17 protein-coding genes are annotated in these 14194 nt (G+C 72.6%); 9 read left to right on the plus strand and 8 right to left on the minus strand.

The window, feature by feature from the left end:
• Positions 1–77: 77 nt before the first annotated feature.
• Positions 78–275 (minus strand): DUF397 domain-containing protein, encoded by a 198-nt coding sequence (locus ACZ3YL_RS17805; RefSeq protein WP_465658297.1) that lies wholly within the window; start codon positions 273–275, stop codon positions 78–80.
• Positions 272–1111, minus strand: coding sequence for a helix-turn-helix domain-containing protein (locus ACZ3YL_RS17810; protein ID WP_465658299.1), 840 nt, complete (start codon positions 1109–1111; stop codon positions 272–274). Before ACZ3YL_RS17810 ends, ACZ3YL_RS17805 begins: the two co-directional genes overlap by 4 nt.
• A 120-nt stretch (positions 1112–1231) precedes the next feature.
• Here ACZ3YL_RS17810 and ACZ3YL_RS17815 point away from each other — a divergent pair, with 120 nt between their 5' ends.
• The 3 genes from ACZ3YL_RS17815 to ACZ3YL_RS17825 all read left to right on the plus strand — a co-directional run bounded on the left by ACZ3YL_RS17815 (position 1232) and on the right by ACZ3YL_RS17825 (position 2210).
• On the plus strand, positions 1232–1432 hold the full coding sequence (locus ACZ3YL_RS17815) for a hypothetical protein (protein ID WP_188306846.1): 201 nt from the start codon (positions 1232–1234) through the stop codon (positions 1430–1432).
• Positions 1433–1443: 11 nt separating this feature from the next.
• Complete coding sequence (locus ACZ3YL_RS17820) at positions 1444–1668, plus strand: hypothetical protein (protein WP_465658301.1); 225 nt, start codon at positions 1444–1446, stop codon at positions 1666–1668.
• Between the two features lie 74 nt (positions 1669–1742).
• Positions 1743–2210: an NUDIX domain-containing protein gene (locus tag ACZ3YL_RS17825; RefSeq protein ID WP_465658303.1), complete on the plus strand. Its 468-nt coding sequence runs from the start codon at positions 1743–1745 to the stop codon at positions 2208–2210.
• Between the two features lie 75 nt (positions 2211–2285).
• On the opposite strand, the gene ACZ3YL_RS17830 is transcribed toward ACZ3YL_RS17825, so the two are convergent.
• Positions 2286–2864, minus strand: a complete 579-nt coding sequence (locus ACZ3YL_RS17830; RefSeq protein WP_465658305.1) for a TetR/AcrR family transcriptional regulator — start codon at positions 2862–2864, stop codon at positions 2286–2288.
• Between the two features lie 91 nt (positions 2865–2955).
• Between ACZ3YL_RS17830 and ACZ3YL_RS17835 the strand changes: the two genes are divergently transcribed.
• Together ACZ3YL_RS17835 and gcvH are read left to right on the plus strand one after the other, a co-directional pair.
• Positions 2956–3402 carry an anthrone oxygenase family protein gene (locus ACZ3YL_RS17835; RefSeq protein WP_465655010.1) on the plus strand — a complete coding sequence of 149 codons (447 nt, stop codon included), beginning with the start codon at positions 2956–2958 and terminating at the stop codon, positions 3400–3402.
• 180 nt (positions 3403–3582) lie between these two features.
• Complete coding sequence (gcvH, locus tag ACZ3YL_RS17840) at positions 3583–3972, plus strand: glycine cleavage system protein GcvH (RefSeq protein ID WP_188306851.1); 390 nt, start codon at positions 3583–3585, stop codon at positions 3970–3972.
• Here the strand turns inward: gcvH and ACZ3YL_RS17845 are convergent.
• From ACZ3YL_RS17845 to ACZ3YL_RS17855, 3 genes are all read right to left on the minus strand, one after another.
• Positions 3948–4937 (minus strand): SDR family NAD(P)-dependent oxidoreductase, encoded by a 990-nt coding sequence (locus ACZ3YL_RS17845; RefSeq protein ID WP_188306852.1) that lies wholly within the window; start codon positions 4935–4937, stop codon positions 3948–3950. The genes gcvH and ACZ3YL_RS17845 overlap by 25 nt on opposite strands.
• Positions 4938–5088: 151 nt before the next feature.
• Positions 5089–5517, minus strand: coding sequence for a VOC family protein (locus ACZ3YL_RS17850; protein ID WP_188306853.1), 429 nt, complete (start codon positions 5515–5517; stop codon positions 5089–5091).
• Between the two features lie 23 nt (positions 5518–5540).
• Positions 5541–6029 (minus strand): hypothetical protein, encoded by a 489-nt coding sequence (locus tag ACZ3YL_RS17855; RefSeq protein WP_465658308.1) that lies wholly within the window; start codon positions 6027–6029, stop codon positions 5541–5543.
• A 438-nt stretch (positions 6030–6467) separates the two neighbouring features.
• Here ACZ3YL_RS17855 and ACZ3YL_RS17860 point away from each other — a divergent pair, with 438 nt between their 5' ends.
• A complete protein-coding gene (locus ACZ3YL_RS17860) occupies positions 6468–6761 on the plus strand; it encodes a hypothetical protein (protein WP_188306855.1) in 294 nt (97 codons plus the stop codon).
• A gap of 78 nt (positions 6762–6839) precedes the next feature.
• Positions 6840–7562, plus strand: coding sequence for a dienelactone hydrolase family protein (locus ACZ3YL_RS17865; RefSeq protein WP_188306856.1), 723 nt, complete (start codon positions 6840–6842; stop codon positions 7560–7562).
• Positions 7563–7747: 185 nt separating this feature from the next.
• On the opposite strand, the gene ACZ3YL_RS17870 is transcribed toward ACZ3YL_RS17865, so the two are convergent.
• Positions 7748–8332, minus strand: a complete 585-nt coding sequence (locus tag ACZ3YL_RS17870; protein ID WP_188306857.1) for a PadR family transcriptional regulator — start codon at positions 8330–8332, stop codon at positions 7748–7750.
• Positions 8333–8431: 99 nt separating this feature from the next.
• On the opposite strand from ACZ3YL_RS17870, the gene ACZ3YL_RS17875 reads away from it, so the two are divergent.
• Positions 8432–8869 (plus strand): nuclear transport factor 2 family protein, encoded by a 438-nt coding sequence (locus ACZ3YL_RS17875; RefSeq protein WP_188306858.1) that lies wholly within the window; start codon positions 8432–8434, stop codon positions 8867–8869.
• A 4-nt stretch (positions 8870–8873) separates the two neighbouring features.
• On the opposite strand, the gene ACZ3YL_RS17880 is transcribed toward ACZ3YL_RS17875, so the two are convergent.
• Positions 8874–9617: a histone deacetylase gene (locus tag ACZ3YL_RS17880; protein WP_465658311.1), complete on the minus strand. Its 744-nt coding sequence runs from the start codon at positions 9615–9617 to the stop codon at positions 8874–8876.
• Between the two features lie 423 nt (positions 9618–10040).
• Between ACZ3YL_RS17880 and ACZ3YL_RS17885 the strand changes: the two genes are divergently transcribed.
• Positions 10041–14036, plus strand: a complete 3996-nt coding sequence (locus ACZ3YL_RS17885) for a Pls/PosA family non-ribosomal peptide synthetase (protein ID WP_465658313.1) — start codon at positions 10041–10043, stop codon at positions 14034–14036.
• The last annotated feature ends 158 nt before the right edge of the window (positions 14037–14194 follow it).

A 14194-nucleotide genomic window follows, 5' to 3' on the forward strand; every position in this document is an offset into this window, starting at 1 on the left:
ACTCACGGAAGATCGCTCGAAGCGGTAATGACATGGCCCGCCACCCCCGGGAGGGGTGGCGGGGTCATCAACTGCGCTCAGCGGGCGTCGAGTTCGCCGGCGCGGACGGCGGTGACGAAGGACTGCCAGGCGGTGGCGGAGAAGACCAGGGCGGGGCCGGAGGGGTCCTTGGAGTCGCGGACTGGCATGACGCCGGGGAAGCCGTCGGCGACCTCGACGCATTGCCCGCCGTTTGCGCCACTGTACGAACTCTTCCGCCAGAAAGCCTCGGTCATGTCGACATCCACTCCAGGTCCCTCCTTGCCGCACGGATGAAAGCTCGCGATTCGGCCTGGCCATGGGCATCGATCGCGAGTCGATCGTAGCTTCTGGCCACTGCGGCAACCGACTTGGTATCGCGGTCGATGTAGCCACGCTGCTCAATCTCGCCGTAAGCGAGAACTTTACTGTTTGGCATGGTAAGGAGGGCCGTCATATGTGTGAACGGCCGGTCTTCGCCCAGGGAGAACGGCGCCACTTGGATGATCACGTCGCGACGATTGGTCAGTTGCTCAAGATGGAGTAGTTGTTCGATCATGACGTCGCGTCCGCCGATGATCCTCCGGAGGCAGCTCTCATCCAGCACCACCTGCAGGAGTGGGGGAGAAGGCCGGTCCAGGATCTTCTGGCGGTTCAGCCTGAACTCGATGCGCTCCTCGGCCAGTTTCTGGGTTGAAACGCCCTGCCTGACGAAGCCCATCTGGAGCGCGGTCATATACGCCCGGGTCTGCAGGAGCCCGTTGATGAAGTCGTTCTCGAAAATCCTGATCCGCTCGGCGAGGGCCTCGTAGCGCGCGTACTCCGGGAAGCCCTCCAGGATCGCCGCGTTCTTCAGCTGATACCACATCAGCAGCATCGTGCCGCCGGTGTCGAGTGCGATGTCCGCCAGCTCGGCGAGCCTGCGACTCGGTGGCCGGTGCGCAAGTTCGATGTAGGAGAGGTGCGACGGGGAGCACTCGAGCTGCGGCGCCAGCTCCTCCTGGCGGATCTCCTTGGCCTCGCGGAAGTTGCGAAGCTGGATTCCGAAGGGCGCCCAAGGGCTCGACTCCGGGTCAATCTTCTTCTTGTTCATGGCGGTTCCCAACTTCTGGCGAGCCCATAGGCAAGTCGCAGGCTGCTTCCGATCGTAGGCAACGTCACGCCACCATGTGCAACAGAACGTGAAACTCCCATCGCAGAGAGTTCCATTCCCATGACCCATGCCCAAGTCCCCCGCCTCCACGGCTACGGCGTCCGCTGGGACACCGAGGCCCGGTGCTACCGGGTCCGCAACGAGTGCACCGGCGCGTGGCTGTGCAAGCCGACCGGTGAGCGCAGCGGCTTCTCCTCCTTCACCGAGGCCTTCAGCGCCTGGCGCCTCTTCGAGGTCCACAAGCGGCCGGGGGAGCTTTGACCCTGTCCCGCGTGACCGCCGATCAGCGCCGGCAGGCCGCCGTCGTGCTGGACGACCTGACCACGGTCCTCGCCCTCGGCCGGGTCCACCTCCCCACGCTCGAAGTCGACTGGGACACCGGCCGTTCGACGTGCGAGTACCTGCTCCACCTCACCGCCCGCCCCTTCGACCTGCTGCGCATCGTCGACCTGCTTCGCAAGGGCCTGCGCTACGAGCGCCTCACCTATGACGACTGAGTTCCTCGCCCGTCTCCTGTGGTGGGCCTGCCTCGCTCTCCTTCTCTTCTGCACCCTCAGGAAGTGAACTCCCCATGCACGACCCCCGCTTGCTGGCCAAGCCCCCCGTCTGCCGGCTCGGCTGCCTCGTCCTCGTCCGCAACCAGGCCGGCGACGTCCTGCTCGTGGACCCCGACTACCTGGACGGGATGATCCTGCCGGGCGGCGCCGGCAAGGTGAACGAGCCCCCGCACCGTGCCGCCGCCCGCCACCTGCACGCCCAGACCGGCATCATCCTGCGCCTGACCCACGCCGTCGCCCTCGACTACGCGCCCTGCGACCGCTACCTGGAGCGCCTCAGCCTGGTCTTCGACGGCGGCACCGTGCGCGACGCCACCACCCCCGCCGTCCCCGCGCAGAAGCGCAGCCGACTGCTCGGCGCCCGCTTCGTCCCCGTGCGCGAACTCGCGCGGCACATGGCCCCTTCCCAGGCCGCCCGCACCGCCGAGGCCCTGACCGGTCGCGCCCTGCCCCTCCTCCTCCACGGCCAGCGCCCCGACTGAGCCAGGGGCGGCGAGGCCGCAGGCGGGCGGCCGGAGCCCCCGAGGCCCCGGCCGCCCGCCTGTCGGGGTGACGGGTCAGAGTACGGCGAGCCGGTCCACCAGGAGTTCCACCCTGGGTTCGGCTTCTTCCGGGGGTAGCCGTCCCGCCCGGGTGAGGGTGGCGAGTCCGTGCAGGGCGGCCCAGAACACCTCGGTGAACATTCCCGGGTGGACGCCGTCTCCGGCGACCTCGCTCAGGCTTTCCAGCAGGGCGGCGAAGGCGTCCTTCAGGGGTTCCGGGGTGGACTCCTGGGCGAAGGCCAGGCCGCCGTCGAGTTGGAAGAGGGCGTCGTAGACGGCGGGGTTGTGTGCGGCGAAGTCGAGGTAGGCGCGGGCGAGGGCGGTGACCCGTTCGCGGGGGCTGGTCGCGGCGGAGGTCGCGGCGCGTACCGCGGCGGCCATCTCGGTGGCGCCTTCGAGGGCGACGGCGCCGATGATCTCGCGTTTGCCGCGGAAGTGGCTGTAGAGGACGGGCTGGCTGTATTCGATGCGTTCGGCGAGCCGGCGGGTGGTGACGGCGTCCCAGCCCTGCTGCTCGGCGAGTTCGCGGGCGGTGGCGACGATGAGGCGTTCGCGTTCCGCCCGTTCGCGTTGCTTTCGTTCCTGTACCGACATGACCCGATCCTAGCACTGCTAGACAGTGGAGCGGCAGCAGTACTAGCATTGCCTCATCAGCTAGCGGCACTAGATGTCCGGAGGGGTCATCATGCTCAGCGCACTCGAGGTGTTCACGACCGTGGTCGTCGGGGTGATGGTGGGGGTGGAGTTCTCCGTCGCCTTCGTCATGAACCGGATCTTCGGCGCACTTCCCGAGGACAGCGGCCAGCTCGCCCGCGCCCACGGCGGCCGGATGCTCGGCGCGGTGATGCCGGTCTGGTACATCTCCTCGCTCGTCCTCGCCGGCATCTGGGCCGCCGCCGGATGGCACCACCACGGCACCGGTCTCGTTCTCACCGCCGCGGTGCTGCTGATCGTCAGCGTGATCATGTCCGTCCTGCTGCTCGTCCCGATCAACAACCGCAGCAAGACCTGGACCCCGGAGAACCGGCCCGCCGACTGGAAGGAGCAGAGCGACCGCTGGGACCGCTACCACTACGTCCGCGTCGCCGTCATCATCGCCGCCTTCGCCCTGCTGGTCACCGCCCTCGTCTGAGCCCGCGGCGCGGTTCCCGGCTCCGGCCGGGGCGAGGTCCCGCGCCACGAGCAGGCGCCCCGGTCGAGGCGCCTGCTCGTTCACTCGTTCGAGTGACAGTCATGCCAGTCGGCGAAGATCTGTAGCAGGCTCCTCCCTGGCTGACGCACCGTCAGCGAACCTCGTCCTGCGGAGAACGCTATGGCCTACCCGAAAGACTTCAAGTACACCGAGGAGCACGAGTGGGTGCAGACCACGGGCAAGAACAAGGCCCGGGTGGGCATCACCGACTACGCCCAGCGGCAGCTCGGTGACATCGTCTTCGTCGAACTGCCGAAGGTGGGTGCCACGTTCGAGGCCGGCCAGTCGTTCGGCTCCGTGGAGTCCGTCAAGTCGGTGAGCGAGCTCTACGTCCCGGTGTCCGGCAAGGTCGCGGCGGTCAACGAGGACCTGAACGATTCGCCCGAGGAGATCAACTCCGACGCGCACGGCGTCTGGATGATCGAGCTCGACCTGACCAAGCCCGCCGAACTGAACGGCCTGCTCACGGCGGCCACGTACGAGGCCTACCTCAAGGAGAGGTCGGAGTAGCCGGATCCCGCCGCCGCGCTGAACACCGGCTCGTGGCCGGTCAGTTCGCAGCTGGCCTCCCACAGCCAGGCCGCGGTGACGGGATCCGCCAGGTGCTCCCACAGGGGTTCGGGCCGGGGCTCGCCGCGCAGCCCGAACACCCGGGGGCTCCACAGCACCGGCCCGCCGCGCACGCCCGGGTCGAGCACGGCCCGCACGGCCGGCCACGCGGCGGCGTCCTTGCCCTGGACGACCAGGCCGAGCGGCAGATGGCCCAGCCGCTCGCCGGTGGTGCGGGCGTGCAGGGGCGGGCGCGCGGGGGTGAGGGCGTCGAGCGCGCCGCCGGGGTGCACCAGGACGCTCAGCGTCCGGCTTCCGGCGGCGCGCAGCCGGCGGTCGAGTTCGACGGCGAAGAGCATCTGGGCCAGCTTGGAACGCGCGTAGGCCCGCTTGGGCCGGTAGTCGCGGGCGCTCTGGAGGTCGGTGAAGTCCAGGCGTTCGGACTTGGCGGCGAAGCTGCCGGTGGTCACGATCCGGCTGCCGGGGGTGGCCGCGAGCAGCGGGGCCAGCCGGGCGGTCAGCGCGAAGTGGCCCAGGTGGTTGGTGGCGAACATCAGCTCGTGGCCGTCCGCGCTCCGGCGGCGCGGCGGGTCGTCCAGCGCGATGCCGGCGTTGTGGACGACCGCGTCCAGGCGCTCCAGGCCGATCGCCTCCGCGGACGCCTCCACCGAGGCGGGGTCGGCCAGGTCCAGCGGCAGGTGCCGCAGCCTGGCGCCGGGCACGCGGGCGCCGATCGAGGCCATCGCGGCCTCGGCCTTGCGGCGGTCGCGGCTGCCGAGGACGACGGTCGCCCCGGTGCCGGCGAGCTGCTCGGCGACGAAGTAGCCGATGCCCGCGTTGCCGCCGGTGACCAGGACGGCCTTCCCCTCGGCGCGGGGCAGCCGGTGGACGTCCCACGGCGGGCTCTGGGGTGCGGAGGAGGACATGGCGGGCTCCCGGGGGTTTGCGCGGTGACGGGCTGGAGGCGGGGTGTCGTTCAACGCCCCGCCTCCAGGGTTCCGCGGGCCGCTCACAGCCCACCGGCAGACCGCTGTCCCCGCTGTCAGCCGGCCGTCATCCGCGCTGCCCGGCGGGTGCTCAGTCGACGCAGAACTCGTTGCCCTCGATGTCCTGCATCGAGATGCACGAGTCATGGCCGTCGTACAGCACCTGCACCCGTACCGCGCCGAGCGCCTCCAGCCGGGTGGCCTCCGCCTCCAGGACGGCCAGGCGCTCCTCGCCCACCAGCCCGGTGCCGACCCGCACGTCGAGGTGCACCCGGTTCTTGGCGCTCTTGCCCTCGGGAACGCGCTGGAAGTACAGCCGCGGGCCCACCCCCGAGGGGTCGGTGCAGGCGAACCAGGAGTCCCGCTCCTCGGGAGCCTGGGAGGCCTGGTACTCGTCCCACGTGGCGAACCCCTTCGGCGGCGCCGGCACGACGTACCCCAGCACCTCGCACCAGAACCGGGCGACGCGCTCGGGCTGCGCGCAGTCGAAGGTGACTTGGAACTGCTTGATCGCTGCCATCCGGGCACCGTAGCAGGGCGCGGTCAGGCGCTCCCCGGAATTTCGGCGGCCACGATCCAGTCCGCGGAGGGCGTGGTGCCGCCGGGCTGGGCGCTGAGGCGGCCGTCCTGCATCTCCGTCAGGTAGAGGTCGTTGCCGTTGAGGTCCGACTCCGAGCGCACCCGGGAGCGGCCGCCGTCCGGGATGGTCCACGCCGACTCGGTGGTGCCGCACTGCCCGTAGCGGATGCTCCAGTTGTCGCCGATGGCCATACAGCCCCAGGTGCCCTTCTCCCGGTCGAACGCCGTCACGTTGGTCCACGCGCCCGCCGCCCGCAGCTCCCACCGCTGCTCGGGCACCTCCTCGCAGGGCTCCAGACGCACCTGGGCGGTGCCGAAGGCGTGGTGCAGGCACGTCCCGGTACGGGCGTTGCGCAGCGTGTACGCCGCCGGCTCCGCCGCTGCGCGGGGAGCGGGCAGGAACAGGAGCACGGCGGCGGCTGCGACCGCCGCGCGCCAGGAGCGAACGGGCATGGGGTGGCTTTCCGTTGCGGCCCGCCCGGCGCTGCGCCGGGCGGGCCTGCGGGGGAGGGGTGTGATCCGTTGGTGCAACGATCAACGATTCACGCGGAGCCGGGAAACGAGGCACCACGCCCCGACGCGCGAAAGCGCGGGAAGCCGGCCCGTCCGACTTCCCGCGCTCCGGCCTCCCGCGTGCGGGGATGCCGGGGCCTGCGGGGTGATGGTGGCCTTGCTCGGCGCGGTCGGGGTCGAGCGGGTCGTGGACCCCGGCGAGCCGTGGATGCCCGAGGCACCCGTCAGCCATGCGGACGCCCCCAGGGCCCGGACGGCGCTCAACTCCCGGCGTTCCGTCGCCGGTTCGGGGGATTGCCGTATCCGACGCGGCGCCGACACGATCCTCCGTACAGGCGCCGCCTCGGGGCGGTGCGCCCCGACAAGGGAGGTCGTTCCATGCGTCGTCGGATCTGTCGTCGGATCCTCGGAGTCGTCCTGCCGGTCGCCACCGGGATGCTCGCCCTCAGCGCCCCCGCCCAGGCCGCCACCGGCCTTCTGGTGGTGAACGGCGTGCCCCACGACAACCCGCAGCGCGGCTGCTACCCCGTCACCTCGCCGGTCTCCCTCCAGAACCACACCGGCTCCCCGGTCCTGGTGCACGCCGCGGCCAACTGCCAGGGCCCGGTCACGGCGGAGGTGGACCCGGGGCAGTCCGTCCGGACCTTCGGGGCGAGCTACTTCGTCTTCTGAACCCTGCGGATCGTTCCCGGTTCCGCTGTCGGTGAAGGCCCGCCCCGCCGGGCCCCACCGGCGCCTACAGTCCCTCGCATGACAACCGTCACCACCCGCACGGTCGAATACCCCGCCGACGGACTGACCATGGTCGGCCACCTCGCCCTCCCCGCCGGCACCGGCCCCCGCCCCGCCGTCCTGATCGGGCCCGAAGGCACCGGCCTCAACGACTTCCAGCGCCGCCGCGCCGACGCCCTCGCCGAACTCGGCTACGTCGCCCTGGCCTTCGACATCCACGGCGGCCACTGGTACACCGACCCCGAGCAGATGCTCGCCCGCTGCCTGCCGCTGCTCGCCGACCCCGCCCGGCTGCGCGAGATCGGCCACGCCGCCCTCGACGTGCTGCGCGCCGAAGCGCGTACCGACCCCGCACGGATCGCCGCCATCGGCTACGGCACCGGCGGCGCCGTCGTCCTCGAACTCGCCCGCGACGGCGTCGACCTGCGGGCCGTCGGCACCATCAACGCCCTCATGACCGGCCGCCCCGGCGAAGCCGCCAACATCCGCTGCCCGGTGTGGGCCGGCGTCGGCTCCGAGGACCCGATCCAGCCCGCCGCCCAACGCGAGGCCTTCACCGCCGAGATGCAGGCCGCCGGCGTCGACTGGCGCCTCGTCGTCTACGGCGGCGCCGAGCACGCCTTCCACCACCCGCCCGTCGACCAGGTCACCGTCCCCGGCGTCGCCCACCACCCGCTGCACGCCCGACGGGCCTGGCGCGACATCGTCGCCCTCCTGGACGAATGCCTGCCCGTGGCCTGACCGGCGCCCTGACCGCGCGGCCTCGTCAGCGGTACGGCCGCAGGTCGTCGCGAAACGCCGTGCCGGTGCTCCGTCTGCCGCGTGAGTTGGCGTGGCCGCTCACCGCCACGGACGTGCGCGGCGTCCTCGGCCCGGAGGAGGAGGGGGCCGTCGACAGCCCCGACTGCCCGGCCGGCGAGCGGGTTTCAGGCAGCCCCGGACCCGGTCCCGGGCGCGGCCGCCCGGCGCTGCGCCAGTACGGCGATCGCCTCCCGGCACCAGTCCCGGTTGCCGCGTTCGAAGGCCAGGCCGCGCAGGCAGGTCAGGTAGGGGCCGATCCGCTCGCCCTCGCGCAGGAACTCCGGCTCCTCGCGCCCGCCGCGCATGCCGTGCAGCATCCGTTCGAACAGGTCGATCTTCGCCTGGGCGAACTCGGCCCGCTCGGCGAGCTGTTCGGCGAGCACGCCGGGGTCGAGGTGGTCGGCGGCGCGGACCTTGACCATCAGGTCGTCGCGGACGAAGGAGGGCTTGGCGCAGGCGGCGGCGAAGGCGTCCAGCTCGGCGAGGCCGGCCGCGGTGACGGTGAACAGCCGCTTGGTGGGCCGGTTCTCCTGCACCACCTCGCGCCCGGCGACCAGCCCGTCGCGCTCCAGCCGGGTCAGCTCGGCGTAGAGCTGCTGCGGCTGGGCGTACCAGAAGTTGGCCACGCCCAGGTCGAAGGCCTTGGCCAGCTCGTAGCCGCTGGTCTCGCCGTCGAGCAGCGCGGCCAGCACGGCGTGTCGCAGGGCCATCGGGTCGGCCCTCCCTCCTGTTGCCGGACAGGCCTTCCATGGTAGTAGTCATGAAACTGACTAATCACATTCATGAGTATCCAAGGAGTGTGCCGGCTCATGACCACCACCACCGCGGAGCGCTTCCGCGCCGCCGTCGACGCCCGTGACCTCGCCGCGCTGGACGACCTGTTCACCGACGACATCCGCTTCTACAGCCCGGTCAAGTTCAGCCCCTTCGAGGGCAAGGCGATGGTGCTCGGCCTCTTCGGGGTGCTGCTGCGCACCTTCGAGGACTTCCGCTACGTCGGCGAGTACGACGGCACCGCGCAGACCAGCGCCGACGGCGGCGAGGCGCCGTCCGCCGTGCTGCTGTTCCGGGCGGTGGCGGGCGGCAAGGAGATCCACGGCATCGACCTGCTGCACTTCGACGAGCGGGGCCGGATCAAGGAGTTCACCGTGATGGTGCGCCCGCAGTCCGCCGTCCAGGCCCTCGGCGAGGCGGTCTTCGCCGGCCTGGCCGCCGCCGGCCTGGTCCCCGCCCCGCCGGCCGTCTGAGGCGTCAACTCCCTTTCAGTGCACGCCGGTTGCCGCTGGAATCGCCCGGGCCCCCTGCTCGTCCCAGCAGTGCCGCCACCGCCCCCACCCCCCAGTGCCCGGCCGCGCCCGGGCGGGTGGCGAGGTACCCGGCGGCGCGCCAGGGCCCCCAGCCGTGGGCTTCGGCCAGCCCGGCGCCCAGGGTGCGCAGGTAGGCGGCGGTGGGGGCGGTGACCTCGGCGCCGGCCAGGCCGGCGGGGGAGGTGAAGGTGAGCACCGGGCGCCCCCCGAGTGCTCCCACGCGCAGCAGGGTCTCGTAGCGGCCGGGGCCGGCCCGGTCGCGCCCGGTGGCCAGGACCCGGGTGAGGTCGAGGTCGGCGCCCGGGGGGCGGCGCATCTCCTGGGCGGCGATGTCGCTGAACTGGCCGGGTGTGAGCAGGTAGCCGCGGCAGGGCACCGGCCCGTGGCCGGCCGGGTCGTAGGAGGCCGTCCCGCCGCCCCAGGTGGGGGAGTTTCCGGCGAAGTAGAGGGTGCCGGGCAGGGTGAGGGCCGCGGTCAGCCGGGGCGGGCGGCGGTCGCGGCAGCCCGGGCAGCGCAGGGCCGCGCCGCCCGGACGGCCGCCGTACAGGTAGCAGGCGAAGCGGGCGGCGTGCAGGTTGGACCCGTACGCCGCGTACCAGAGGAGTGAATCCCCGCCGTCCGGCCCGGGACCATCCGATCCGGGACCATCCGGTCCGGGGCCCTCCGCCGCGGCCCACACCGTCTTCACAGGAAACGTCCGTTTGACGGACGCCGGCTGGAGAGTCTCACACAAACCCGAGGCTGACGTGGACAGGATGAACATCCGACCAAAACCCCCCGATTCGGTAGCCAACCCCTCACTACCGGTACCGTTCCGGACGCCATGGTGTTCATCGCTCTTCCCTCCGCCGTCATGCCCCTCCGGTTTTCGCCGATTAGCCTTCACCAGTGAAAATGCACGAAATACCCGAATCGACATTCGAATCGCATCACCATTAGGCCGTTTGGCATCGATGATGAGAATTCTCTTTGACCGCACCTTCGCTGCATCCAGCGGACGCCCAGCGGAGTCATGGTGAGTGGGCGCGTCCCCTCACCTGACAACGGCGTCACCGCACGTAGCGCGTGACACGCGCCTCCCCGAACAAACGGAGCCAAGGAACCCATCCCCATGGACGCACGCCACGACACGGCTGGCCCAGGCACGCTGCACCGACCCAACCCGGGGCAGGCCGCGGGCTGGCCGGTGGCCCAGCCCGCCCACCCGCGAAGCCTCCTCGACGTCATCGCCGCCACGGCCGACGCGCACCCGCACGCGCCCGCGCTGGACACCGGCGACACCGTCCTCGACTACAGAACCCTGCTGCAGGAGGTCGACGCCCTCGCCGGCGTGCTGGCCGGCCACGGCATCGGCACCGGCGACCGGGTCGGCGTACGCATCCCCTCCGGCACCGCCGACCTGTACGTCGCCATCCTCGCCGCGCTGCGCTGCGGCGCCGCCTACGTGCCCGTGGACGCCGACGACCCCGACGAGCGCGCCGAGATGATCTGGCAGGACGCCCAGGTCTGCGCGATCCTCGGCGCCGGCCACCGGCTGGCCGCCGGCCCCGCCGCCCGCCCCTCGGGCCGCCCGGCCTGGCCCACCCCCGACGACGACGCCTGGATCATCTTCACCTCCGGCACCACCGGCCGCCCCAAGGGCGTGGCCGTCACCCACCGCAGCGCCGCCGCCTTCGTCGACGCCGAGGCCCGCATCTTCCTGCGCCCCCGCCCGCTGGGCCCCGGCGACCGCGTCCTGGCGGGCCTGTCAGTGGCCTTCGACGCCTCCTGCGAGGAGATGTGGCTGGCCTGGCGCCACGGCGCCTGCCTCGTCCCCGCCCCCCGCTCCCTGGTCAAGGCCGGCACCGACCTCGGCCCCTGGCTCGTGAGCCGCCGCATCACCGCGATCTCCACCGTCCCCACCCTGCTCGCCCTGTGGCCCCAGGAGTGCCTGGACCAGGTGCGCCTGATCATCGTCGGCGGCGAGGCCTGCCCGGCCGAACTCGTCGAGCGCCTGGCCGTACCCGGCCGCGAGTTCTGGAACACCTACGGCCCCACCGAGACCACCGTGGTCGCCACCGCCGCCCGGATGCTGCCCGGCCAGCCGGTGCGCATCGGCGCCCCGCTGGACGGCTGGGAGATCGCCGTCGTCGACCAGGCCGGCCACCCCGTGCCCTGGTACGAGAGCGGCGAACTGCTGATCAGCGGCATCGGCACCGCCCGCTACCTCGACCCCGCCAAGGACGCCGAGAAGTACAGCCCCCACCCGGCGATCGCCTCCCCCCGCGTCTACCGCAGCGGCGACCTGGTCCGCAACGACCCCGAGGGCCTGATCTTCCTCGGCCGCGCCGACGACCAGATCAAACTCGGCGGCCGCCGCATCGAACTCGGCGAGATCGACGCCGCCCTCCAGGCCCTGCCCGGCATCCGCGCCGCCGCGGCCGCCGTCCGCAAGACCCCGGCCGGCGCCGACCTGCTGGTCGGCTACCTCGTCACCCAGCCCGGCACCGGCTGCGACCTCGCCACCGCCCGCCAGCAACTGCTGGAGCGCCTGCCCGCCCCGCTGGTGCCCGTCCTCGCCCTCGTCGACTCCCTGCCCACCAAGACCTCCGGCAAGGTCGACCGCAACGCCCTGCCCTGGCCGCTGGCCACCACCGGCGGCTCCGACCGCCCCACCGAGACCCTGGACGGCACCGCCGGCTGGCTCGCCGGCCAGTGGGAAAGCCTGCTCGGCATGGCCCCCGGCCGCAGCGACGACTTCTTCGCCCTCGGCGGCTCCAGCCTCACCGCCGCCCGCCTGGTCTCCGAACTGCGCACCCGCCACGCCGGCGTCTCCGTCGCCGACCTCTACGCCCACCCGGTGCTCGGCGACCTCGCCGGCTACCTCGACTCCCTCGCCCCGGCCCCCCAGGCCGCGGCGGCCGCGGCAGGGCCGGAAGCCGCCGCGACCGCCACGCCCGCACGGCCGGTGCGCCCCACCCCGCGCAGCGCCGGGTTCTGGCAGACCCTCATGCTGCTCGGCATGTTCGGCCTCTCCGGCCTGCGCTGGGTGATCGTCCTGATCGCCATCGACAACCTCATGGGCAGCAACACCCCCTGGGCCCCGCACAGCCCCTGGTGGCCCGTGGCCGCCGGCGTCGTCCTCTTCTACAGCGCCCCCGGCCGCACCCTGCTCGCCGCCGCCGGCGCCCGCCTGATCACCGCCGGCCTCAGACCCGGCAGCCACCCCCGCGGCGGCCAGGTCCACCTGCGGCTGTGGGCCGCCGAGCGCTACACCGCCATGTTCGGCACCGGCAACCTCTCCGGCACCCCCTGGGCCCCCCGCTACGCCCGGATGCTCGGCTGCCGCGTCGGCCGGGACGTCCAGCTGCACACCGCGCCCCCCGTCACCGGCCTGGCCCGGATCGGCAACGGCGCCAGCCTCGAACCCGAGGCCGACATCGTCGGCTGGTGGCTCGACGGCGACACCCTCCAGCTCGGCCACATCGACATCGGCGAAGGCGCCAGCATCGGCCACCGCGCCACCCTGATGCCCGGCGCCCGCGTCGGCGCCGGCGCCGAGATCGCCCCCGGCTCCTGCGTCACCGGCACCGTCCCGCCCGGCGAGCACTGGCACGGCTCCCCGGCCCGCCCCTCCACCGAGGCCCGCACCCCCTGGCCGGCCGGCCCCGCCAAGGCCTCACGGGCCTGGAACCCCGCCTACGGCCTCGCCTTCGCGCTCTTCGGCCTCGTCCCGGTCATCGCCGCCCTGCCCGCGCTGTTCACCGTCTACCCGATGGTCGACAACGACCGCACCCTGGCCGCGATGCTGCTCCAGCTGGTGCCGATGACCGTGCCGCTGGCCATCCTGACCGTCTTCTGCCACGCCGCGCTGATAGCCCTGCTGATCCGGCTCTTCTCGCTCCCGCTGCGCCCGGGCTTCCACCCGGCCACCGGCCGGGTCGCGTTCTGCGCCTGGGGTGTGTCCCACCTCAGCGACAGCGCCCGGCGCACCCTGTTCCCCTTCTACGCCAGCCTCTTCACCCCGGTGTGGCTGCGCCTGCTCGGCGCGAAGATCGGCAGCCGGGTGGAGGCCTCCACCGTGCTGGCCCTGCCCGGCCTGATGCGGGTCGACGACGGCGCCTTCCTCGCCGACGACACCCTCGTCGCCCCCTACGAGCTGCGCGCCGGCTGGCTGCACCTGGGCCGCGCCCACGTCGGGCGCCGCTCCTTCGTCGGCAACTCCGGCATCGTCGGCCCCGGCCGCTCGCTGCCCGACAACTCCCTGGTCGGCGTCCTCTCCGACACCCCCGCCCAGGCCCCCGAGGGCTCCTCCTGGCTGGGCCGGCCCGCCTTCGCCCTGCCGCGGGTGGCCGACACCGGCGGCGAGGCCCGCACCTACGACCCGCCCAAGCGCCTGATGTGGGCACGCGCCGGCGTCGAGGTCTGCCGGCTGCTGCCCGTCGTCATCGCCGCCGTCATGGCCGACCTGGTCTTCGCCGCCCTGCAGGCCGTCCGGGACGACTACGGGCTGGGCGCCGCCTTCGGGACGGCCGGCCCGGTGCTGATCGCCGCCGCCGTGGTGGCCTGCGCGATCACCACCCTCGCCAAGTGGCTGCTGGTCGGGCGCTTCCGGGTCTCCGAGCACCCGCTGTGGTCCTCCTTCGTCTGGCGCAACGAGCTCTACGACACCTTCGTCGAGGAACTCGCCATGCCCTTCGGCGGCGGCGCCATGACCGGCACCCCCTACCTGAACCTGTGGCTGCGCAGCCTCGGCGCCAGGATCGGGCGCGGCGTGTGGTGCGAGACCCACTGGCTGCCCGAGAGCGACCTGGTCACCGTCGAGGCGGGCGCCAGCGTCAACCGCGGCACCGTGCTGCAGACCCACCTGTTCCACGACCGGGTGATGCGGCTGGGCCCCGTCCACCTGGGCGCCGGCTCCACCACCGGGCCGCACTCGATCGTGCTGCTCAACTCCTCCCTCGGCGACGCCGCCACGGTCGGCCCGGCCTCCCTGGTGATGCGCGGCGAGAACGTCCCCGGCGCCACCCGCTGGCTCGGCAACCCCGTCGCCGCCTGGAACGCCGACGCCACCCCGCCGGCCGGGCGCCGCGCGGCCCGGGGACGACGGCGGGCCGCCGTGAGGTAGCTCACATCTTTCGAGCGATGAGGAAGCGGTGCGGTCACGGTCCTACCCGTGAACGCACCGCTTCTGCTTTGCCCGCACTTGGGAGGACACCGGACATGACCACGGCAAATGTGAAGGCCACCGAGAAGGCCGCCACCGCGCAGACCACCGCGCAGACC

It is taken from the genome of Kitasatospora sp. NPDC023176 (assembly GCF_055560495.1).